Raw genomic sequence first — 21,546 nt, forward strand, 5'->3', positions numbered from 1 at the left:
GGGACAGGCCATGCAACCTGCCATTATTGTCGTCGGACTCGGCTCCGGCGATGCCGATCAATTGACGCTGGGCGTCTGGCGAACACTCCAGGAAGCTCAGCTCATCCGTGTGCGGACAGACCAGCATCCGATGATGCGTCTGTTCACCGAGCATGGACTGGCCTATCAGTCGTATGACGAGCTGTATGAACAATTCGACGCCTTCCCGGAGGTCTATGAGGCCATTGCAGAGCGTCTCCTAACCGAGGCACAAGCGTCCGGGCAACCTGTGGTGTATGCGGTGCCTGGCCATCCCATGGTAGCGGAGCGCACCGTGCAGATCCTGCGTGAGCGCGCGCCTCAGGAGGGCGTGAAGCTGACGGTGAAGGGCGGCGAGAGCTTTCTGGATCAGGCGTTCGTGCGGCTTGGTTTTGATCCAATTGAGGGATTCCAGCTGCTGGATGCCGGCGAGCTGACGGCAGGGCTGCTGCGGCCCCAGCTGCACACGGTCATTGGCCAGGTGTATGACGAGTACACGGCCTCCGATGTCAAATTGACCTTGATGGAGCGCTATCCTGACGAGCATCCGGTTGTAATCGGTCATGCGCTTGGCGTGGCCGGGGAGGAGCAGATCCTCACGGTGCCATTGTATGAGCTGGACCGGACGCCGGGCTTCGGCAATTTGTCGCTGGTGTGGATTCCGCGTGCCCAAGAGGAGCAGCTGCGCAACCGGTCCTTTGAGCGGCTGCATGAAATTGTGGCCATTCTGCGCAGTCCGGAGGGCTGTCCATGGGACCGCGAGCAGACGCACCAATCGATCCGCAAAAACTTCATCGAGGAAACCTACGAGGCCATCGAGGCGCTCGACAATGATGATCCGGTGCACATGCGTGAGGAATTCGGCGACGTGCTCCTCCAGATCATGCTGCACAGTCAGATGGAGGAAGAGGTCGGCACGTTCAGTGTCTATGATGTGATTGAATCGCTCAACGAAAAGCTGCTGTTCCGTCACCCGCACGTGTTCGGCGACCTGGGGGCCGAGAATGCCCAGCAGGCGCTGGAGAGCTGGGAGCAGATGAAGGCGGAGGAGAAGCGGCGCAAGGGGATCGATCCCGAGCAGCAGTCCGTGCTGGATGGCATCCCGCCGGACCTGCCGGCTCTGATGAAGGCCTACAAGCTGCAGAAGAAGGCGTCCAAGGTCGGCTTCGATTGGGACACGTTGGGACCCGTCCTCGACAAAATCGAGGAGGAGCTCGGTGAGCTGCGAGCTGCAATTGCAGAGGGGACAGCCGACGAGCAAGCAGCCGAGCTGGGAGACCTGCTGTTCGCAACGGTCAACGCCTCACGATTCATTGATGCGGATCCGGAAGAATCGCTGGCGCGGACCAACCGCAAATTTTTGCAGCGGTTTCGCTACATTGAGGAGAAACTGCGTATAGCTGGCCGAACTTTTGACCAGACTGATTTAACAGAAATGGATCGTTGGTGGGAAGAAGCCAAGCAGCATTCGTAATCGTTATCGACTCGACATCCGGACCTCGCCACCAGCCAGTTTTAAAAAAATGCCCGCCGCAAGCAGGATTTATAAGGGAACGGGCAGAATACTATTCTTCGTGGTACGCCCACAGCAACACCTTATCGCCGGTAGCAGAACCGGCCAATCCAGTTTAGAAGCAGGAGGATGCAATAATGAACAAAACAGACCTGATCAACAACATCGCCGCCAAAAGCGGACTTACTAAACGTGACGTCGAATCCGTACTGAATGGTTTCCTGGGTGAAGTAACTGATGCCCTGGCAGGTGGCGACAAAGTTCAACTTATCGGCTTTGGCACCTTTGAAACCCGCAAGCGTTCCGGTCGCGTAGGCCGCAACCCGCAAACCGGCAAGGAAATCTCGATCCCCGAGTCCCAGGTTCCCGCTTTTAAAGCCGGCAACAAACTGAAAGAAGCTGTAAAGTAGTCCATGCGACTGGACAAGTTTCTCAAGGTATCGCGATTGATCAAGCGGCGTACAGTCGCCAAGGACGTGTCCGATCAAGGACGCGTCTGGATCAATGGCAGGGACGCCAAACCAAGCAGCACCGTTAAGCCTGGTGACGAGCTTAAGATTCAATTCGGTCAGAAGACGATAACGGTGCGCGTCGAGCGGATTGCCGAATCGACACGCAAGGATGAGGCTGGGGAGCTGTATACCTTGTTGAAAGAAGAATCGAATGCCAGCAGCACCAATGACTGGCTTAATAAGCAATAATCGAGCGCCTCTTTTTTAGGAGCTGCGATTGAGGTCAACCAGCCATGATGCTGGTTGGCCTTTTTGCATGCATACGCCTATGTGCGACGGTACAAGAAAGGATAGGGAGGGTCATGCGACGGGGGAACGGATGGATGGAGGTAGGCTATCGCTAAGGACAAAACTACAACTAATAATCGCATTAGGATAGATTATCCGTCTCGTAAGAGCAAAAGTGCAGTTAATATGCCGAGTATATCCATATATTTCTATAAACCAGCGTATTAGTTGTACTTTTGACGTTAGTTTCCCAATATCACTAGAATTTCAAGCTATTAATTGTACTTTTGTCTTTAAGATGCAGGTGTGCAGAGGTGCAGAGGTTCACTTGCAGGCGTATAGTGTTGAGGCATCTTCCAGACCCTAGGAGCGATTCAACTCATATGTACTCGTGGCGGTATGTTTTTCTGCCCAGCTGTTTCAAATCAATTTCGTTCGGGTAATGAATCAAGATATTAAATTTCAACGGTTAGACAGGCAGAACATCTTGTCCTTCGCCCGGTTCTAATTCTTGTCCCCCTCTCATAAGCTATGGATGTGAAGGGAGGGGCCAAGCTATGGCAGAACCAGGGAAAACCAAACGTCAGGAAGTTAAAATGTTGAACCGCAAGGTCCTCGAAATCTCGGGGGTCAGTAATGTGGAAAGCTTCGACAGCGAGGAATTCCTGCTGGAGACCGACTGTGGATTTCTGGCGATCAAAGGGCAGGATTTGCATATCAAGCACCTTAGCCTGGAGCAAGGGCTGGTGGCGATCGAAGGACTCGTCCATTCTCTCGCCTATCTGGACGGGCAAGCCACACCAAAAACCAAAGGGCTGCTAGGGAAGCTGTTCAAGTGAGCCTGAACATCCAGTTCTTTACACTGGCCATGATGCTGTTGTCAGGCGTGGGGATGGGAGCGGCGTTCGACGGCTACCGAGTCGTGTCGAATCGGCTTCGGCTCGGCCGGCTATGGATCCCTGTGTTCGACCTTCTCTACTGGCTGGCAGCAACAGTCATCGTTTTTCGCGTTCTTGCGGCGAGCAATGAGGGCGAACTGCGAATGTATGTGTTTGTAGGCCTACTATTAGGTATCGGGTGCTATTTTTGGCTCTTCAGTTCAGCCGTGATTGCTTTTGTGGTATGGTTAATGGACACCCTGCATCGCATCTGGTTACTGTTCCTTGCTTGTCTGGATTGGGCAGTATTGAAGCCGGTGATGCTGCTTTATAAGCTGCTTCGGGTGATAGCGGGCTTCATCTTGGCCTTCGCTATTCTGCTCTTTCGAATTGTGATACAATTGGTAAAACCCTTTTGGCTGGTCCTCAAATGGCTACTCGGGCCGATATGGCGCCCCGTAGTTCGCAAGCTGGGTCCAGTTGCTGGCAGACTTAACCTTGCGGGTCGTTGGAAGGGAATGACTGCAGCTTTAGGGGCACGATGGAAAAAATGGGTGAGGAGGTCGGGAGACGATGGGAACAGCGGGTAACAAGCAAACCGCATCATATACAGGCACGAAGCGGAGGCTCAAGCTATGGCTGTTGGCTGTCTGTCTTTTTATGGGCTGGGCTGTCTACACCATGATAGGTCAGACGGATCGCCAAGCCGAGACCGAATCCAAGCTTATGGCTATTGAACAGCAGTTGCAAGCTAGTGAACAGAAGAGTGCCGAGCTTCAGCAGAAGATGGAACGGCTGAACGACGCTGAATATATTCAAGAGATCGCACGCAAGCAATACGGGCTCATCAAGCCTGGTGAAACGCCGATTCAAGTGACTGTACCGGAGGAATGAAGAACGGGTGAACGTCTGTTGACCTTGCTTCCGGGCATCGGGTATAATCACGGTAAAGGCTAAGCAAACTGTGCATCTTTGATGAATCAGGCCTCGCTTTCGAAGCAGGCATTGCTTCGCAAAAATTTTAGGGAGGAACATTTTATTCTATGGCAATTGAAGTGGGAGCCAAACTAGAGGGCAAAGTGACAGGCATTACGCATTTCGGGGCATTCGTCGATTTGTCGGGAGGTGTCACGGGGCTAGTTCACATTTCGGAAATTGCCGATAATTACGTCAAGGACGTGAAGGATCATCTGAAGATTGACGATGTTGTCAAAGTCAAAGTGATCAACGTGGACAAAGACGGAAAGATCGGACTTTCCATTAAACAGGCGATTGACCGGCCAGAAGGCCAAGCGCCACCGCAGCGTGAACGCTTCGGAAGCGGAGATCGTGGACCGCGTCCCGGAGGAGGAGGCGGAGATCGTTTCCCTCGTCCAGGTGGAGGCGGCGGAGGCGGAGGCCGTCCGTACAAATCCAATTCCGGCAAGCCGCCATACGGCAAACCGTCTTTTGGCAAACCTACTTTCGAGGATAAAGTATCTCGCTTCCTAAAAGACAGCGAAGAGCGTATTTCGTCCCTGAAGAAGAACACCGACTCCAAGCGCGGAGGCCGCGGTGCCAAACGAGTTTAATCGTATATCTAATCAAGCAGAACCTAACGGTTCTGCTTTTTTTGTTGCTTAGGAATTATTTTTCATGGTAGGTTCCGTTGCTCCGACAGGTTAGGACGATCATTTACAGCGGCGTACGCACGGGCATGGACAGTTTTTGTAGAACCTCCCCGTGCGCGCATCACGGATCTTGCCGTGGCGTCGCCCACCACGCAAGGGCTCGCGGCGACGCGTCACGTGCGCGGCAGGGCCATTGTTTTTGTCGGAAAAAACTTTGGTCATCGGGGCGGGTTCTGACAAACTTCATACGGACAAGCTCCTATAATAAGAGGCACGACAAATTCGGAAATGGTGGTGCCTGAATGATGGACAAGCATAATCTGGTGATGTTTCCCGGAACAATGAAGCGGACAGGCCGTCTCAAATTGATGCTGGGGCGGGCAAAGGAATGGGCTGGCGGGAGACGCCTGCTGCAGCTGCTCGCGGCCAAGAAGTGGACCTTCCTCCTGATGGCTGTCGGCTTCCTGCTCGGGCGGGCGATGATTCTGGAGACGCTGACTCCCTTTGCGGTTGCTTACTTCGCGGTCATTTACTTTATGCGCAGGGATATGTACCGGGCCGTTGCCGTATCGCTGGTCGCCGGCAGCTTCTTCGCCATCACCCCCGCCCCCGTCTGGATCGCGCTGGAGCTGGTTGTCTTCTTCCTCTTGGTCAAAGGGCTGGAAGCGTATGAGAAGGCGGAGCTATCCTATGCGCCCTTACTGGTGTTCGTCTCGACATTGGTCGTGCGGCTCTTCCATGTTGTCATTGCGGAGACGCTGGGCTGGTATGAGCTCACCATGGTCGGTGTGGAGGCAGGCCTTGGCTTTGTCCTGACACTGGTCTTCGTCCAGGCCATCCCGGTGTTCACCATGACCAAGAAAACCGCATCGCTTAAGCATGAGGAGATCATATGTCTCATGATTATGCTGGCCGCCATTATGACGGGGCTGGTCGGATGGTCCGTTAGCGGCATGTCTATTGAGCAAGTGATGTCACGGTATCTGCTGCTGCTGTTTGCTCTGGCTGGCGGTGCGCCGCTCGGGGCCTCGGTGGGCGTCGTGGTGGGTCTGATCCTCAGTCTGGCGAGTCTGCAATCGGTCGCCCAGATGAGTATTCTGGCTTTTGCGGGATTGCTGGCTGGTCTGTTGCGAGAAGGAGGCAAGGCGGCGGTGGCTTTTGGCATGCTGCTGGGCACCTCGATTCTCTCCATCTATATCGGGACGCAGGGCGATGTGATGGCCTCCACCTGGGCCTCCGTCACTGCGGCGATTCTCTTCATGCTTACGCCAAAAAGTATTACGCGAACGATCGCCCGCTATGTACCGGGTACGCAGGAGCACGCCAAGTCGCAGCATGAGTATGCCAAGCGTGTCCGGGAGGTCACGGCCCAGCGTGTTACACAGTTCTCTGATGTCTTCCGGCAGCTGGCGCGCAGCTTTGGCCAATTCGGTCCGCAGGCAGAGACGACGGAGAACAAGCGCGAGGAGAAGGTCGGACACTTCATGAATGCTGTAGCGGAGAAAACATGTGCGAGCTGCCATCGGCGGGGCATGTGCTGGGACAGCAAGTTCTATCAGACCTATAAGGTCATGACTGACATGATGCAGACGATTGAGGAAAATAGACGTCCCGGCAACAAGGATATCCCTCGTGAATGGTCGGTGCATTGTGTACGTCCGCAACAGGTGCTCACGGTCATGAACCAGCAGTATGAGCTGTATCAGCATGATCAGCATTACAAGCAGCAGATTCAGGAGTCCCGCCAGCTGGTCGCAGAGCAGCTTTCCGGTGTCTCGCAGGTGATGGAGGATTTGGCCAAGGAAATCCGGCGCGAAGGGCAGGAGCTACATTTGCAGGAAGAGCAGATCCGCGAAGCGCTGGAAGGGCTAGGCTTGTCTATTCATAGTGTAGATATTATCAGTCTGGAGGAGGGCAATGTGGAGATTGAAATTGGACACACCTTCGGTAAAGGTTATGACGAGTGCCGCAAAATTATTGCCCCGCTGCTCAGCGATATTCTGGGCGAACACATCGCGGTGAAGGCGGAGATTCCATCGGAGCAGCCTGGCAAGCCGGTATCCGTCCTGTTCGGCTCGGCGAAGGAATTCGAGATCGAGACGGGCGTGGCAGGCGCAGCCAAGGGCGGCGACCTGCTCTCCGGTGACAGCTTCAGCACAGTCGAGCTGGGCAACGGCAAATTCGCCGTGGCGATTAGCGACGGGATGGGCAACGGCGAACGGGCGCGCATGGAGAGCAGCACGGCGCTAACGATTCTGCAGCAGCTGCTGCAGTCGGGTATGGATGAGAAGCTGGCCATCAAATCGGTCAATTCCGTACTGCTGCTGAGGTCATCGGATGAAGTGTTCGCGACGGTGGATGTAGCCTTAATAGATATGTATACAGCGAGGACCACTTTTATGAAAATTGGTTCGACGCCAACCTTTATTAAACGTGGACAGGATGTAATCGTCGTCTCGGCTAACAACCTGCCGGTGGGCATTCTGCAGGATATTGAGGTCGATCTGATTCGTGTTCAGCTGCAGCCGGGCGATACGCTCATTATGATGACGGATGGCATCTATGATGCGCCGGGTCATGCGGTCAATAAGGAGATGTGGATGAAGCGAATCATCCAGGAGATCAAGGTGGAGGAGCCGCAGGAGATTGCCGACAGTCTGCTGGAGACCGTGGTCCGTTACCACGAAGGCGATATAATCGACGATATGACCGTTGTGGTGGCCCGCGTCGCCAAGCATCAGCCGGAGTGGGCAACCTTCCGCTGGCCCGGCGTCTCACGCATGGAGCGCCCACGTACAGTGAGCTAGGTGGGGGGTTATAAGAGGCTGAACTCAAAGGGAACCTACGGTCACGGATCGATCTTCCGATCGCTGTTGTCCCCAGATTTCTTGATTTGTTAACCGCTTTAGCGGTTGAAATCCGGGGACAAAGGCGAACGCTCCGCTTCTCCAGATTCGATTCCGTGCCTCTTCGGCCTTATTTAGGACAGCCTAATATAAAATGTGATGTAGAGAGATGGGGGAAATGGCGATACGCTAATGGGCGATCGCAGCGGAAGAAAGACACGAGAACAGGTAGATGGGCCGGAAAGCAGTCTGCAGCGGCGAAGTACAAAGTGGTTTAAAACAGGCAGATGGGGTCTGGAAGGCAGTCTACAGCGGATGATTCATCAGGATGTAAAAAGAGACGGTTTCCCTCACGCGGAAACCGTCTCTTTTGTGCTGCATGTCATCCATCAAGTAGCATTCAGGCTGCGTCTTCCTCCATCTTACTGAGTACCAGGTGCTGTGTTGTCGGATTCCAGCTAACCGTGCGACCGAGCGCTTCAGCGAGGAACCGGACTGGCACCATTGTGCGCCCATTGATGATAATCGGAGTTGCTTGCAGCGTGAAGGCCTGCCCCGCCACAGTCGCCGACAGTTGGTCAATTGCGACAATCACCGCCGTGTCGTCAAATGTTGCGGTCGTTGTTCTCGAGGCGCTATCCCAGGCAAGACTGCCACCCAGGGCAGTAACCACGGTCCGCAATGGGACGTAGAGCTGGCCCTCCCTGATTAATGGCTGCTGCTCTGCGAAGGACAGGCGCTGCCCATCCAGTGTCACTTGAATGCCGTCACCGGCCGAACTGGAGGAGTCTCCTTCGGATCCAGATTCCTCGGTCGCTTCAACCGGTGCACCGGAGGATTCGCTGCCCTGCGGCAGGTCAATGACCTCCAGTCCGAGCTGTTCTTGCAGATTGGCCAGACGATTCAGCGCAAAGGTCACCAGCGAGCCTGCTGTCATCAGACCACCGCCACCCATGCCGCCCCCCGGCCATCCATTGTCCTCGGCGCCGCCTTCACCTGGAGCCATCCCGTCCCATGGACGTTCACCAGGACGTGAGCCAGAGCCCTCCGCCGAACCGAAGCCTTGCGGGAGCCCGCCTTCCCAGCCTTCAGGGGGTGTCATCCCCTCAAAATCACCGGGAGGCGTCCAATTTTCCATGCCTTCGGGCGGCGTCATGCCGAGTCCACCGCCGAACATTCCCATTCCGCTCACTTGCTCATCTGGATCATAGACAAGGTTCGATTCGAACTGCTCCACCGTATAGAAGGCTGTAGGGTCCGCTGTCACGGAAGGCCGAATCAAGTCCGCCAGCTCCGCCACGCGATCTTCGATACCGGCGAGGTACGAGACCAGCTCACTCACATATGACAGGTACTTTGTTTTGTATTCCGGCACCTGCAGCAGGTTGTTGATCAACGGCACCCGCGCCATATCAATACCCAATACGGGCTCATCGACAGGTACAGTTACAGCTGTCACACTCGTCTGTGAAGTGCCGCCGCCTGCACGGCCGCCTCCCCCCATAAAGCCGTTAAAGGACATATTAAAGTCCCAGGGCACGACCGAGAAGAGGCCGTCGGCATCACTGTACAGCATGAAGTTATGCCCCATCGAGCCGTTGTAGCTGTCGTAGTTGCCGAGCACCATGTTGGCTGCAATGTATTGCAGTGCGGAGTCTACATGTAACACGGATTCAATATCGCCCTGTTCTCCGTCCGGCATGGAATTCAACGTCTCGATGAATTGACGGAGCAGCGCCTTGTCCGGATCGGAGCCGAGGTCCTCGGTGAGCGTCTCGTACGCGCCATCCTCTTCATATAACAATGTCGTTCCCTGCTCTGCCTCGTACAGCACACCCTCCTTGTAATCTTCACCGTAATTGCGCAGCAAGTAACTATCATCGACCGACTCGACACCGGTGTAGAATCCGAATAGCTCACCGTTTATGTACAGGTTGGCAAAAACGGTTTGCGGCGCATCCATACCCAGCAGGCGGAGTGCTTCATAATGCAGGTATTCGCGCAGGTAAGAGGGGTCCGAATAGTTGTTGTTAAGCACCATTTTGTCCAAGCCTAGCAGAGTTTGCGACTTGTCGAACTTGTCGAATTTTAGCCGAAAGCTGTAGCGGTCTGAATCGTCCATGCTAGCCACTGCACGAAGGGTAGAATTGCCCTTGGTGGAGAAGCCGACATTGTCCAGCACATGACCGTCCACCTCGACGGTTACGGATTTGTAGTCCTTCTCCAGCGGACTGGCCAGGATGCTCTCCCAATCTTCATCCGCAATCGTTACGTTCACATCGATGATGCGGTCGCCAGTGAATAACGTTTCATAGGCCTGCGGGACGCCAGCATCTGCAGCATAGGCTTGTGGAGCGATGCCGACCGTTCCCAGCGGTGTGACAGCCAGCACCACCGCGAGGGCGCCGGTTGCGAATGTCTTGGCCAAACTAGTCTTCATAATTGTTGTCGCCTCCTCGTGATTTGTTGTTCAACTCCATGGTAGGCAACGAACCTTAAACAAAACTTAACATCGTTGGCCATCGTTCCCTCCCGTCTCTCAAATGCGATTAAAGCCTTTCAAAAACGGGCATGCTGATAGATAGAGTTATATAAGGTGAATTCAAGCAATGGAGGCGGAAGCGATGAGACAAATCCTGTTGATAACGGATGGCTGCTCCAATGTTGGGGTCAGTCCGGTCGTGGCAGCTGCGCATGCCCAATCCGAAGGGATTACGGTCAATGTGGTTGGCGTGCTGGACCAGGAGGAGGCAGTCGATTACGGAGCACCGGAGATACACGAGATCGCGCGTGCCGGTGGCGGATTAAGTCGGATGGTGGCGATGCGTGAGCTGGCGAGAACCGTGCAGATGATGACCCGCAAAACGGTGATGCATACCATTCAGAGCGCGGTCCACAAAGAACTGCAGCAGGTGTTCGGCGCGACCTCCCTGGAGGAGCTCTCACCCGACAAGCGAGGTGAAGTCGTGCGTGTCATTGATGAACTCGGTGAAACATCGCCTCTGGAGGTGGCATTGCTCATTGACACCAGCGCGAGCATGAAACCAAAGATGAAAGCGGTGGAGGAAGCGATCCATGATCTCATGCTCAGCTTGCAAGCCAGGCAGGGCAAGAGCCGGATTAGCGTGTTCCGGTTCCCCGGCTCCCGCCACGGCGCGGAGTGCGCTCAGGTCCTGGAGTGGACCGACAGCGCAGCAGGTTTGCCCAGCCTGTTCGCCAAGATTACCATGCAGGGGACGACGCCGACAGGGCCTGCGCTTATGCATGTGATTGATTTTTACCGCCAGGACAAGTATGGTAGAGACAATAGAGAGGAAACGGATGGGATGAGGAGTGGCAACGTCGGTTGAGCCGAGGCTGGCCCCGGGCACGGTCATTGCAGGCAAATGGAATCAAAACCGCTATCGCATCGAACGGCTGCTGGGCGAAGGGGCCAACGGGCGGGTCTACTTGGTGGAACGGGAGCGGGTCTTGTACGCCTTTAAGGTAGGGGCGGATGCTGTTGATCTTCAATCCGAGGTGAATGTCCTGAAGTCTCTGGCACAGCGGCAGCGCGGCGAGGAGGCCTTCCTCGTCGATGTGGACGACTACAAGGGGACAGACGGCCGCGAGCACCCCTTCTATGTCATGCGCTACGTGCGCGGGTCCTCGCTCTCGGACTATCTGAACCGCGAGGGGGCGGACTGGTTTCCCCTTGTGGGCTTTCATTTGTTGAACAAGCTGGCCGGCTTGCACGGGTCCGGCTGGGTATTCGGCGATCTCAAGCTGGAGAATGTACTGGTGGGGGATTATGGGCGTGCCCAACTGGTGGACTACGGCGGAGTTAGTGAAATCGGCAAAAGCGTGCGGCAGTTTACCGAAATCTATGACCGTGGCTATTGGTCGGCAGGGTCGCGATCGGCTGATCCACAATACGACCTGTTCTCGTATGCGGTGCTGTGTGTGCAGCTGTTTGAAGGCAAAAGGCTAGCCGAGCTGACGCGGACGCTGCTGCCGCAGAACCGGGTGCCGGAGGAATTAATGAAGCTGATCCAAGGGAATCCTGCTCTAAAGCCCTTTGCGGGTTGGCTCCGCAAGGCGCTCCAAGGCAGTCATACAGACAGTAGAGAGGCGGCCGCTGCCTGGCAGCGCCTCGCCCACCGGCCTGGAAAACGCCGCCGTACCCGTACGCCGCGGTGGATGCGACGGTTGCTGCTGGGATCAGCGTTGCTTTTTGCCGCATCGATGATTTGGCTGATTCGGACGGGCTTGTAATCGGGTATTAACTACGAAGTAGCAGTGGGGGATAGGCAGATGAACCAATTACTCAATGAGATTTCAGCTACCGCCGCCCGGGAGGGGCTATGGCGCGCCGGCGAGCGCATTCTGGTTGCCGTATCTGGCGGCCCGGACTCGGTCGCCTTGCTGCATATTCTCTCTCAGTTGGCGGAGCGTGAGCGGTTCCTGCTGACGGCTGCCCACATCCATCACGGCTTGCGACAGGCTTCGGATCAGGAGGCGGAGGCAGTTCAACAGCTCTGTCAATCGCTCTCGATAGCCTGCGAGTATGAACGCCTGGATGTACCTGCTCACAAGCAACGCTCCGGCCTCAGCACACAGCTCGCCGCCCGCGAGCTCAGGTACCGCTTCCTGCATGAAACAGCGGAGCGAATCGGCGCCAGCCGGATCGCATTGGGTCATCATGCCGACGATCAGGCGGAGACCGTACTGATGCGCGTGCTGCGGGGAACGGGTCTTAGTGGACTGGCGGGTATGAAAATGCGGCGCAGTGATCATGGCGTCGAGTTGATCCGGCCATTGCTGGCGATGCCCAAGTCCAAGCTCATCGAATATTGCGAAGTTCAGGGACTGATATACAGCGAGGACGCCAGCAACACAGACAGGCATTATCTGCGCAATGCGTTGCGTCTGGATGTGATGCCTCAGCTTCAGACTTATAATCCGGAGCTGCGAGAGGCGCTATGCCGGCTGGGAGAGATGGCATCGCAGGAAGATGATCTGCTCCAGAGCCAGACAGAGCAATGTTACAAGCGCCTCGTGCGTCCCGAGAAAGACGGTTTGTCCATGGATAGGCAGGACTTGCTGGGTCTGCATGTCGCTTTACAAAGGAGATTGATTAAACTAATATTATACTATCTGTCCCCCGAACGGGATTCCACCTCTTATGAACGAGTGGAAGCCATGCGAATGGCTGTAGCCGATGAATCACAGACGACCTGGCGCACGGATGCAGGCGATGGCATTCGCTTTGCGCGCGAATATGAACGGCTGCATTGGCTGCGCAGCAACTTACATATGGCAAGCGAAGTACCGAAGTACCAATACGAAGTGTCCGCGCACGCGCGCGAGCTCATCATTCGCGAGACGGATCCGCCGATGGTGTTCTCGTTCCATTCTGCGGATGCGGGCAGCAGCAAGCCGGCGAACCGATACGAAGCGGTATTCGACGTGCAGGCGCTGCACTTTCCCCTGACGATCCGTAACAGGCGTCCGGGCGATCGTATGGCGGTCCTGGGACTAGAAGGGACCAAAAAAGTGCAAGATATGTTCGTTGATGACAAAATCCCGCCCTCTCAGCGCGGCACGCTGCCGATTGTCTGCGATGCGGACGGGAAGCTGCTATGGATTCCGGGAATTCGGCGATCCTCGCATGCCCTTGCCGGGCTCCCCGGAGGGGCTGAATTGCGCATCCGAGTGCAGTTCGCTTGATCGAGCATGGGAGCACTTATATAATCATAAGTATAGCTAACAAGTGGGAGGTCCCGTTTTGCTTAATGACATTCAAGAAATTCTGTTTGATGCCGACCAGATTCAGCAGCGCGTACGAGAGCTGGCTGAAGAGGTCAACCGTGATTTCGAAGGGCGCAATCCCCTCGTCATCTGTGTTTTGAAAGGCGCGTTTATCTTTATGGCGGATCTGGTGAAGAATATCCATATCCCGCTGGAGCTCGACTTCATGGCGGTATCCAGCTATGGCCAGTCCACCAAGTCGTCGGGCGTCGTGAAGATCATCAAGGATCTCGACGTACCGGTTGAAGGCCGTGATGTATTGATCGTTGAGGATATCATCGACAGCGGCTTGACGCTCAGCTATTTGATCGATGTACTGGAACGCCGCAATGCCAAGTCTGTCCATGTCGTGACGCTATTTGACAAGCCTGCGCGCCGTACGGTGGGGCTGGAAGCGGACTACACGGGGTTCAAGCTGCCGGACGAATTCATCGTTGGGTATGGACTGGACTATGCCGAGAAATACCGCAATCTTCCTTTTATCGGTGTGCTGCGCTCTGAGATCTACGCCAAGGAATAATAAGCCCGATCGGGTTGTCCCCATACCTGTCCTTCCCCGTCTGGGTGGTTCTATTGTGGTGGAAAGACCTGCTATGGTAAAATATTTAAAGCGTCTTGAGAGGAGGTAGGGGATGAATCGGATCATCCGCAACACGGGATTTTATTTGCTCATCTTTTTGGTCACAGTGGGGATTGTCCAAGTTCTGAGCAACTCCGGCGATTCGGCTGTCGAGCTTCGATATGACCAGCTTCGTCAAGAGCTCCGAAACGATAATGTCGACAAGTTGACCATGAAATTCGATGATTACACGTATTACATCACGGGGGAATTCAAGAACCAAGCCGATGATGCCGAGTCTAACAAGTTCTACTCGCGCATCAATGTGGAAGAGTATGCGGTCCAGGAACTAACCGAAACCGCGGAAGCCAACGGGCTGGAGATAACCTTCGATCCAATGGATACGCCAAGCTTCTGGCTGACGTTCCTTACCTCAATCATACCTTTTGTGATTATTTTCATCCTGTTCTTCTTCCTGATTAATCAGGCACAGGGCGGCGGCGGCAAAGTGATGAACTTCGGCAAGAGTCGCGCCAAGCTGTACAATGAAGAGAAGAAGCGCGTCACATTTGAAGATGTGGCTGGTGCTGATGAAGAGAAGCAAGAGCTTGTAGAGGTCGTGGAATTCCTGAAGGATCCACGCAAGTTCGCCGCTGTCGGCGCTCGTATACCAAAAGGTGTCCTGTTGGTAGGTCCTCCAGGTACCGGTAAAACCTTGCTTGCCCGTGCCGTTGCTGGCGAGGCAGGCGTACCGTTCTTTACCATTTCGGGTTCGGACTTCGTGGAAATGTTCGTCGGGGTCGGCGCTTCCCGCGTCAGAGATCTCTTCGAAAATGCCAAGAAGAACGCACCTTGTATCATATTTATCGATGAGATCGATGCTGTCGGTCGTCAGCGCGGAGCCGGTCTCGGCGGTGGGCATGACGAGCGCGAGCAGACGCTCAATCAGTTGCTCGTCGAGATGGATGGCTTCGGCGCCAACGAAGGCATCATCATGATTGCTGCTACCAACCGTGCCGATATTCTTGACCCGGCATTGCTCCGTCCAGGCCGGTTTGACCGTCAGATCACGGTTGATCGTCCAGACGTGAAGGGTCGCGAAGCGGTACTGAAGGTTCATGCGCGCAATAAGCCGATTTCCAAGGAAGCCCGAATGGATGTCGTTGCGAAGCGGACAACAGGCTTCTCCGGTGCAGATCTGGAGAACTTGCTTAACGAAGCGGCGCTCTTGGCCGCACGGCGCAACAAGAAAGAAATCGGCATGCTCGAAATTGACGACGCGATTGACCGCGTCATCGTCGGTACAGAGAAGAAGAGCCGTGTTATCAGCGACCGGGAGAAGCGTATTGTCGCTTATCACGAAGCTGGTCACACGATTCTTGGCTACTTCCTGGAGCATGCGGATACGGTTCACAAAGTAACGATTATTCCGAGGGGCAAGGCTGGCGGATACGTCATCATGCTGCCGAAGGAAGATCGGATGCTGGTGACCAAGAACGAATTGCTGGATAAAGTTACAGGCTTGCTCGGCGGGCGTGTGGCGGAGGAGCTGTTCATCGGTGAGATCGGTACAGGTGCCTATAGTGACTTCAAGCATGCGACGGGCATTGTCCGCAGCATGATTATGGAGTACGGCATGAGTGACAAGCTCGGTCCGATGCAGTTCGGCAGTTCGCAGCAGGGGCAAGTGTTCCTGGGCCGTGACATTGGTCACGAACAGAACTACTCCGATGCCATCGCTTATGAGATCGACCAAGAAATGCAGCAATTCATTGGCGCATGTTATGCCCGTGCCAAGCAGGTGCTGACGGAGAAGAGCAAAGAAATGCATCTGATCGCACAGACCTTGCTGGAAGTTGAGACGTTGGAGATGGATCAGATCAAGCGTCTGATCGAGACCGGTACGCTCGACTTGCCACCAGGCACAGAGCCTCCTGCCGGTGATGAAGGAGAAGAAACGAAAGGCGAGCCTTCCGTAGATACCCTTGGCAATGTCAAGGTTCGGATTCAGAAGCGCGAGCCTGGCGAAGACATCCCGACACCTCCGGATGATGTACAGGGCGGCAATGACGACCCTGACAAGAAGTAACAACCAACGCTGCCCTCGCGGGCAGCGTTTTTTGCATGCACTGAAGGTGCTGGAGAGTCAAATTCCCGTTTTGGCCGATAGTAGACCGCCTTCGGCTCTGGAGCCGGGGTATGCTTGCTGCAGCGTGACGGCACGCCGGGAGGAATGTCCGGCCGTTTATTGACAGTCCCTCCAGGGTTGTGTACATTAAATGTTAACTAATGAATTGTCCGGCTAAAGCCAACACTAGTGAAGTGCAGACATGCACCTGCACAACGGTTTCAGCCGATCGACATACACGAGGAGAGGATCCGAGATGGAAGCTTTAGCTCTCGAGCGCAAGCAGCAACAGAACAAGGAACTTCGTGAGCGTCTGGAGCAATTGAAGAAGGAACGCAACGCCATTATTCTGGCTCACTATTATCAGCGGGATGAAATTCAAGAGGTTGCCGATTTTCGCGGAGATTCATTTCTTCTTGCCCAGAAGGCTGCCGAGACGGATGCAGATACGATCGTGTTCTGCGGCGTTCACTTTATGGGGGAGAGCGCCAAGATTCTGGCCCCGAACAAAACGGTCATTATTCCAGATGAGCGTGCCGGCTGCCCGATGGCCGATATGGTCAATGTAGACGGTCTTCGCAAGCTGAAGGCAGAGCATCCCAATGCAAAGGTAGTCACCTATATTAACTCCTCTGCCGACGTAAAAGCGGAAACCGACATTTGTTGTACTTCTGCCAATGCGGTCAAGGTTGTTAATTCCGTGGACGCCGATGAGATTATTTGGGTACCCGACAAGAACCTGGGACACTACGTCCAGCAAAAAACCGATAAAAAGATGATTATCTGGGAAGGCTACTGCAACACGCATGACATGCTGACCGTCAAAGATGTCGAGGAGATGCGGGCGAAATATCCGAATGCGCAATTTGTTGTCCATCCGGAATGCCGTCCTGAGGTCGTAGCTCTGGGCGACTTTGTCGGCAGTACGACGGCCATTATCAAATATTGCCGGGAATCCGAGCATAAAGAGTTCATCGTTGGAACAGAGGACGGCACCGGCTACCAGCTGCGTCTGGACAGCCCGGACAAGTCGTTCCACTTTGCAACCAAGTACCTCGTCTGCCCGAACATGAAGGTCAACAACCTGAAGAAGCTGGTTAAATGTTTGGAGACGATGCAGCCACAGATTTATGTTCCGCCTCACGTAGCGGATCGTGCACGTTTGTCCCTGGAGCGCATGCTGCAAGTTAAGTAGCATGCGCTGCTCTCTTTGAAGATGGAGAGCGCTGCGCCGCCAATATATGGGGAGGATACGCGATGATGATACCGAGATATCTCGTTGATTTTACATTAGATGAACTGCCTGTCGTGGAGAAGGATGTTATCGTCATCGGGGCCGGCATCGCCGGTCTTTTTACCGCGATCAAGGCTAGTGAGCACGATAAGGTGCTAATGTTAACCAAGAAGTCGCTGCTCGACAGCAATACGCGTTATGCCCAGGGCGGCATTGCTGCGGTCATTTCGGAGGATGATTCGCCTGCTTATCACCGGCAGGACACGCTGCTGGCTGGTGCAGGCTTATGTAAATCGGAAGCGGTTGATGTCCTCGTTCATGAGGGCACCAAAGGCGTGGAAGACCTTGTGAAAATGGGCACGCGCTTCGACCAGGAGAATGGCGAGTTCGCGCTCACGAAGGAAGGCGCCCACAGCCAGCGTCGTATTTTGCATGCCAATGGGGATGCGACCGGCTTTGAAATTGTCCGGGCTCTGTCTGAGAAAACCAAAGATTATCCCAATATTGAAGTGTGGGACGATTGTTTTGTCATCGATTTGATTACCCAAGCTGGAGAGTGTCTAGGGGCTCTGGTCCAGCGCCCTGACGGCAGCCGCCTGATCGTCAAGGGCAAAGCAACCGTGCTCTGCAGCGGCGGTGCCGGCCAATTGTATCGTTATACGACAAATCCCGATGTAGCGACCGGCGATGGTATTGCCATGGCTTATCGCGCTGGTGCTCATATTCAGGATGTCGAATTCATCCAGTTCCATCCGACATCGCTCTGTTACCCTGGTGCGCCGCGGTTTCTGATCTCGGAGGCACTGCGTGGGGAAGGCGCCGTTCTGCGCAATATCCGGGGCGAGCGCTTCATGGAGAAGTATCATGAACAACTTGAGCTGGCACCGCGGGATGTAGTCGCGCGCGCTATTGTTAGTGAGATGGAGGCGACCAAGTCGACCTTCGTCTTTATTGATATCACACACGAGTCGGTGGATCTGGTCAAGCATCGCTTCCCGAACATTTATCAATTCTGTCTGCAATACGGCCTGGATTTGACGACTGACTGGATACCGGTAGCCCCTGCTGCCCATTACATGATGGGTGGCGTCAAGACGGATCTTCATGGCGAAACGAGCGTGAAGCGCTTGTTCGCATGCGGTGAATGCTCTTCAACCGGTGTGCACGGTGCCAATCGTCTGGCCAGCAATTCATTGTCCGAGGCGATCGTCTTCGGTCGCCGGATTGTCGAGCGCATTCAGAATCTGGAGACGCCAACACTTGAGCCGGAGCAATATGTTGCTGAGCTGCGAAGCATCCAGCCCATTCAGGCGGTTGTGGAGAAACGATTGAAGCTGCAGAAGATTATGGTGCGGTATGCCGGGTTGAAGCGCGATGCCCAAGGTCTGATGAAGGGACTGGAAGAGCTGAAGCGGCAGCTGCCAATCTTCCAAACGGTACTGACCAAGCGCGAGGAATTTGAATTTGCCAATCTTCTGACATGCGCCATGCTGACGACGGAAGCCGCACTGGCACGCGAAGAGAGTCGGGGCGCACATTCGCGCGATGATTTCCCGGAGCGGGACGATCTGTTATGGCGCAAGCATACGGTGCTGCACCGTAAAAACGGACTGACAGAGGAGCGTATTGTTAATGTCTGAGTGGAGTACTACATATAACGAATCGCTGATCGCGCAGATCCGTGCCTGGCTGGCTGAGGATGTGGGGTCGGGCGATATTAGCACCGAGTCAACCATACCTGCGGGAAGCCGCAGTGTAGCAGTCATTCATGCCAAAGAAGACGGCATTATTGCCGGGCTGCCGGTAGCCGAGCTGGTCTTCCAGGTCGTGGATCCGACACTTGCCTTCCATGCTCGTATTCAGGAAGGCGAACGGGTGACGCGCGGTACAGTTATTGCAGAGGTTGAGGGCAGCACTCACAGTCTGTTGACGGGTGAGCGGCTGGCGCTCAACCTGATGCAACGTCTCTCTGGCATCGCAACCAAAACGCGGAGCTTCGTGGACCGTGTAGGCGAGCTGCCCGTGCGGCTGGTGGATACCCGCAAGACAACACCTGGCCACCGGATGCTGGAGAAGTATGCCGTCCGGGTGGGAGGCGGTGCCAACCACCGGTTCGGACTGTATGATGCGGTTATGATCAAGGACAACCATATCAAAGGCGCAGGCGGCATTAAAGCGGCCGTATCGGCAGCCCGCAAGCGTATCCCGCATACCATGAAAATCGAAGTGGAGACCGAATCCTTTGCACAGATTGAAGAAGCGCTGGGTGCAGGAGCGGATATTATCATGTTGGATAACATGGTAAATGCAGACATGGAAAATGCTGTGCGTCATATTCGCGGCCAAGCGCCGCATGTTATAATTGAGGCCTCGGGCGGCGTATCTCTGGATACGGTTCGTGCGATAGCCGAAACCGGGGTCGATATTATTTCAGTCGGCGCCCTGACCTATTCCTTCCATGCGCTCGACATCAGTCTGGACCTGGGAAGCAAGAAAGGAGCGGCCGGGTAAGTGATACTGGTTATGGATGTAGGCAATACCAACATTGTGCTCGGCATTTACCGGGACAAGGAGCTGCTGCACCATTGGCGGCTCAGCACCAACCGGTCGGCAACCGTCGATGAGTACGGGATGTCGATTTATAATTTGTTTCAATATGCGAAGATTAGCCTCCAGCAAGTGGAGGGGGTCATTATTTCCTCTGTCGTTCCACCGCTGATGAGGACACTGGAGCAGCTGTGCCGGCAATACATCGGCAAAGCACCGCTTGTGGTCGGTCCCGGAATCAAAACGGGGCTCAACATCCGTTATGAAAATCCAAGAGAGGTGGGTGCAGATCGCATCGTCAATGCGGTTGCAGCCATAGAAAAGTATGGATCGCCTCTGATTGTGGTTGATTTTGGTACAGCGACGACCTTTGATTACATTGATGAAGCCGGCAATTATCTGGGCGGAGCTATTGTGCCTGGTATTGGTATCTCTACAGAGGCCTTGTATCAGCGGGCTGCCAAGCTGCCGCGCATCGAGCTTGTCAAGCCGCGCAGTGTCATTGGACGTAATCCCGTGACGTCCATGCAGGCAGGGATTATCTTTGGCTATGCCGGTCAAGTAGACGGTATTGTGAAGCGGATTCGCAGCGAATTCGGCGTCCATCCGAAGGTCATCGCTACAGGCGGTCTGGCAGATCTGATCGCAGCAGAGTCGGAAGCCATCCACGAAGTGGACCCGCTCTTGACCCTGGAAGGGCTGCGCCTGGTCTATGACCGCAATAGAGATTAAGTAACGTAGTAAGACACCATACAGATAACGAAGTGGAGGAGGGATAAGGATGAACCAACTGCAAGATGTAATTCTTAGAGGCACCGCATGGGGCGGCAAGCTGCGTGTATTTGCTACCCGTACGACAGCGTTGGTTGACGAGCTGCGCAGCCGTCACAATACGCTTCCGACAGCTACAGCAGCATTGGGCAGAACAGCAACAGCCGGCGCAATGATGGGTGCCATGCTCAAGGGCGAGGAGAAGCTGACCATTCAGGTCAAAGGTGTAGGCCCGATTGGGCAGATTGTCGTCGATGCCAATGCCGCCGGCAAGGTAAGAGGCTATGTGGATCATCCGGATGTCCACCTTGCCAGCAATGACAAAGGCAAGCTGGATGTCGCCGGAGCGGTCGGACGGAGCGGCTATATCCACATTATTAAGGATCTGGGTCTCAAAGAACCATATCGTGGGAGTATTCCGATTGTATCGGGTGAGTTGGGAGAGGATTTTACGTACTATTTCGCTACCAGCGAACAGACACCATCTGCTGTAGGACTGGGAGTCCTGGTTGATACGGACGGTTCTGTCCTGCATGCGGGCGGATTTATTATCCAGGTCATGCCTGGATTGGAAGACAGCGAGCTGGAACGGCTGGAGCGTGCGATCGGTACGATGCCGCCGGTCACTGCCTTGCTGGATCAAGGGGAGTCGCTGGAAGAAATATTGAAATATGCCGTAGGCGATGAGCTGCAAATTCATGAGACGTTGCCTGTGGCGTTCTCCTGTAACTGCTCCAAGGAGCGGGTCGAGCGCACGCTGATCAGCATGGGCGAGTCGGAGCTGCAGCAGGTCATTGACGAGGACGGTCAATGTGAAGTCCTGTGTCATTTTTGTAATGAAACCTACACGTTTGACCGCACGCATCTGGAAGCGCTGCTTGAGCAAGCAAGGCCCAAGCCGATGCAATAAAG

The 21,546-nt window shown here is 54.8% G+C and carries 19 protein-coding genes; 18 read left to right on the plus strand and 1 reads right to left on the minus strand.

Translation table 11 applies throughout. The features are described 5' to 3' along the window. Positions 1-10: 10 nt before the first annotated feature. The 8 genes from yabN (at position 11) to spoIIE (ending at position 7,566) form a co-directional block, all read left to right on the plus strand. A complete protein-coding gene (gene yabN / locus F556_RS0130695; RefSeq protein ID WP_020620846.1) occupies positions 11-1,492 on the plus strand; it encodes a bifunctional methyltransferase/pyrophosphohydrolase YabN in 1,482 nt (493 codons plus the stop codon). Positions 1,493-1,668: 176 nt separating this feature from the next. After that, positions 1,669-1,941: an HU family DNA-binding protein gene (locus F556_RS0130700; protein WP_020620847.1), complete on the plus strand. Its 273-nt coding sequence runs from the start codon at positions 1,669-1,671 to the stop codon at positions 1,939-1,941. 3 nt (positions 1,942-1,944) lie between these two features. Then, complete coding sequence (locus F556_RS0130705; RefSeq protein WP_020620848.1) at positions 1,945-2,232, plus strand: RNA-binding S4 domain-containing protein; 288 nt, start codon at positions 1,945-1,947, stop codon at positions 2,230-2,232. Positions 2,233-2,828: 596 nt separating this feature from the next. After that, positions 2,829-3,110 (plus strand): sporulation protein YabP, encoded by a 282-nt coding sequence (gene yabP, locus F556_RS0130710; protein ID WP_020620849.1) that lies wholly within the window; start codon positions 2,829-2,831, stop codon positions 3,108-3,110. Beyond that, the gene (gene yabQ / locus F556_RS35735; RefSeq protein ID WP_020620850.1) at positions 3,107-3,739 is read left to right on the plus strand and encodes a spore cortex biosynthesis protein YabQ; all 633 of its coding nucleotides are present in this window, start codon (positions 3,107-3,109) and stop codon (positions 3,737-3,739) included. Before yabP ends, yabQ begins: the two co-directional genes overlap by 4 nt. After that, the gene (locus tag F556_RS0130720; protein ID WP_020620851.1) at positions 3,723-4,043 is read left to right on the plus strand and encodes an FtsB family cell division protein; all 321 of its coding nucleotides are present in this window, start codon (positions 3,723-3,725) and stop codon (positions 4,041-4,043) included. Before yabQ ends, F556_RS0130720 begins: the two co-directional genes overlap by 17 nt. Positions 4,044-4,192: 149 nt before the next feature. Further along, positions 4,193-4,720, plus strand: a complete 528-nt coding sequence (locus F556_RS0130725; RefSeq protein WP_020620852.1) for a S1 domain-containing RNA-binding protein — start codon at positions 4,193-4,195, stop codon at positions 4,718-4,720. A 341-nt stretch (positions 4,721-5,061) separates the two neighbouring features. Then, positions 5,062-7,566, plus strand: a complete 2,505-nt coding sequence (gene spoIIE / locus F556_RS0130730; protein ID WP_020620853.1) for a stage II sporulation protein E — start codon at positions 5,062-5,064, stop codon at positions 7,564-7,566. Between the two features lie 439 nt (positions 7,567-8,005). Here the strand turns inward: spoIIE and F556_RS0130735 are convergent, their stop codons facing one another. Beyond that, complete coding sequence (locus F556_RS0130735; protein ID WP_020620854.1) at positions 8,006-10,045, minus strand: CotH kinase family protein; 2,040 nt, start codon at positions 10,043-10,045, stop codon at positions 8,006-8,008. Positions 10,046-10,229: 184 nt separating this feature from the next. On the opposite strand from F556_RS0130735, the gene F556_RS0130740 reads away from it, so the two are divergent. The 10 genes from F556_RS0130740 (at position 10,230) to hslO (ending at position 21,544) form a co-directional block, all read left to right on the plus strand. Next, the gene (locus F556_RS0130740) at positions 10,230-10,955 is read left to right on the plus strand and encodes a vWA domain-containing protein (protein WP_020620855.1); all 726 of its coding nucleotides are present in this window, start codon (positions 10,230-10,232) and stop codon (positions 10,953-10,955) included. Then, entirely contained in the window at positions 10,939-11,859 is a 921-nt protein-coding gene (locus F556_RS0130745) for a serine/threonine protein kinase (RefSeq protein WP_020620856.1), read from the plus strand. The genes F556_RS0130740 and F556_RS0130745 overlap by 17 nt, the downstream gene beginning before the upstream one ends. A 39-nt stretch (positions 11,860-11,898) precedes the next feature. Continuing rightward, positions 11,899-13,314, plus strand: a complete 1,416-nt coding sequence (gene tilS, locus F556_RS35740; protein WP_020620857.1) for a tRNA lysidine(34) synthetase TilS — start codon at positions 11,899-11,901, stop codon at positions 13,312-13,314. Positions 13,315-13,372: 58 nt separating this feature from the next. Continuing rightward, positions 13,373-13,915: a hypoxanthine phosphoribosyltransferase gene (hpt, locus tag F556_RS0130755; RefSeq protein ID WP_020620858.1), complete on the plus strand. Its 543-nt coding sequence runs from the start codon at positions 13,373-13,375 to the stop codon at positions 13,913-13,915. Between the two features lie 112 nt (positions 13,916-14,027). Then, positions 14,028-16,043, plus strand: a complete 2,016-nt coding sequence (gene ftsH, locus F556_RS0130760) for an ATP-dependent zinc metalloprotease FtsH (RefSeq protein ID WP_020620859.1) — start codon at positions 14,028-14,030, stop codon at positions 16,041-16,043. A 295-nt stretch (positions 16,044-16,338) separates the two neighbouring features. Further along, a complete protein-coding gene (gene nadA / locus F556_RS0130765; protein ID WP_020620860.1) occupies positions 16,339-17,277 on the plus strand; it encodes a quinolinate synthase NadA in 939 nt (312 codons plus the stop codon). A 65-nt stretch (positions 17,278-17,342) separates the two neighbouring features. Next, the gene (gene nadB / locus F556_RS0130770; protein WP_026297598.1) at positions 17,343-18,956 is read left to right on the plus strand and encodes an L-aspartate oxidase; all 1,614 of its coding nucleotides are present in this window, start codon (positions 17,343-17,345) and stop codon (positions 18,954-18,956) included. Continuing rightward, a complete protein-coding gene (gene nadC / locus F556_RS0130775; RefSeq protein WP_020620862.1) occupies positions 18,949-19,827 on the plus strand; it encodes a carboxylating nicotinate-nucleotide diphosphorylase in 879 nt (292 codons plus the stop codon). Before nadB ends, nadC begins: the two co-directional genes overlap by 8 nt. Next, a complete protein-coding gene (locus F556_RS0130780) occupies positions 19,828-20,595 on the plus strand; it encodes a type III pantothenate kinase (RefSeq protein ID WP_020620863.1) in 768 nt (255 codons plus the stop codon). Between the two features lie 49 nt (positions 20,596-20,644). Further along, complete coding sequence (hslO, locus tag F556_RS0130785; RefSeq protein WP_020620864.1) at positions 20,645-21,544, plus strand: Hsp33 family molecular chaperone HslO; 900 nt, start codon at positions 20,645-20,647, stop codon at positions 21,542-21,544. The last annotated feature ends 2 nt before the right edge of the window (positions 21,545-21,546 follow it).

The organism is Paenibacillus daejeonensis DSM 15491 (genome assembly GCF_000378385.1).
In the GTDB taxonomy this organism is placed as follows: domain Bacteria; phylum Bacillota; class Bacilli; order Paenibacillales; family Paenibacillaceae; genus Paenibacillus_D; species Paenibacillus_D daejeonensis.

Coding starts and splice junctions, on each gene's coding strand:
- nadA (WP_020620860.1), top strand. CDS start 16,339: ATGGAAGCTTTAGCTCTCGAGCGCAAGCAGCAACAGAACAAGGAACTT.
- ftsH (WP_020620859.1), top strand. CDS start 14,028: ATGAATCGGATCATCCGCAACACGGGATTTTATTTGCTCATCTTTTTG.
- F556_RS0130740 (WP_020620855.1), top strand. CDS start 10,230: ATGAGACAAATCCTGTTGATAACGGATGGCTGCTCCAATGTTGGGGTC.
- hslO (WP_020620864.1), top strand. CDS start 20,645: ATGAACCAACTGCAAGATGTAATTCTTAGAGGCACCGCATGGGGCGGC.
- nadB (WP_026297598.1), top strand. CDS start 17,343: ATGATACCGAGATATCTCGTTGATTTTACATTAGATGAACTGCCTGTC.
- spoIIE (WP_020620853.1), top strand. CDS start 5,062: ATGATGGACAAGCATAATCTGGTGATGTTTCCCGGAACAATGAAGCGG.
- F556_RS0130735 (WP_020620854.1), bottom strand. CDS start 10,045: ATGAAGACTAGTTTGGCCAAGACATTCGCAACCGGCGCCCTCGCGGTG.
- F556_RS0130705 (WP_020620848.1), top strand. CDS start 1,945: ATGCGACTGGACAAGTTTCTCAAGGTATCGCGATTGATCAAGCGGCGT.
- yabN (WP_020620846.1), top strand. CDS start 11: ATGCAACCTGCCATTATTGTCGTCGGACTCGGCTCCGGCGATGCCGAT.
- nadC (WP_020620862.1), top strand. CDS start 18,949: ATGTCTGAGTGGAGTACTACATATAACGAATCGCTGATCGCGCAGATC.
- yabP (WP_020620849.1), top strand. CDS start 2,829: ATGGCAGAACCAGGGAAAACCAAACGTCAGGAAGTTAAAATGTTGAAC.
- tilS (WP_020620857.1), top strand. CDS start 11,899: ATGAACCAATTACTCAATGAGATTTCAGCTACCGCCGCCCGGGAGGGG.
- F556_RS0130720 (WP_020620851.1), top strand. CDS start 3,723: ATGGGAACAGCGGGTAACAAGCAAACCGCATCATATACAGGCACGAAG.
- F556_RS0130700 (WP_020620847.1), top strand. CDS start 1,669: ATGAACAAAACAGACCTGATCAACAACATCGCCGCCAAAAGCGGACTT.
- F556_RS0130725 (WP_020620852.1), top strand. CDS start 4,193: ATGGCAATTGAAGTGGGAGCCAAACTAGAGGGCAAAGTGACAGGCATT.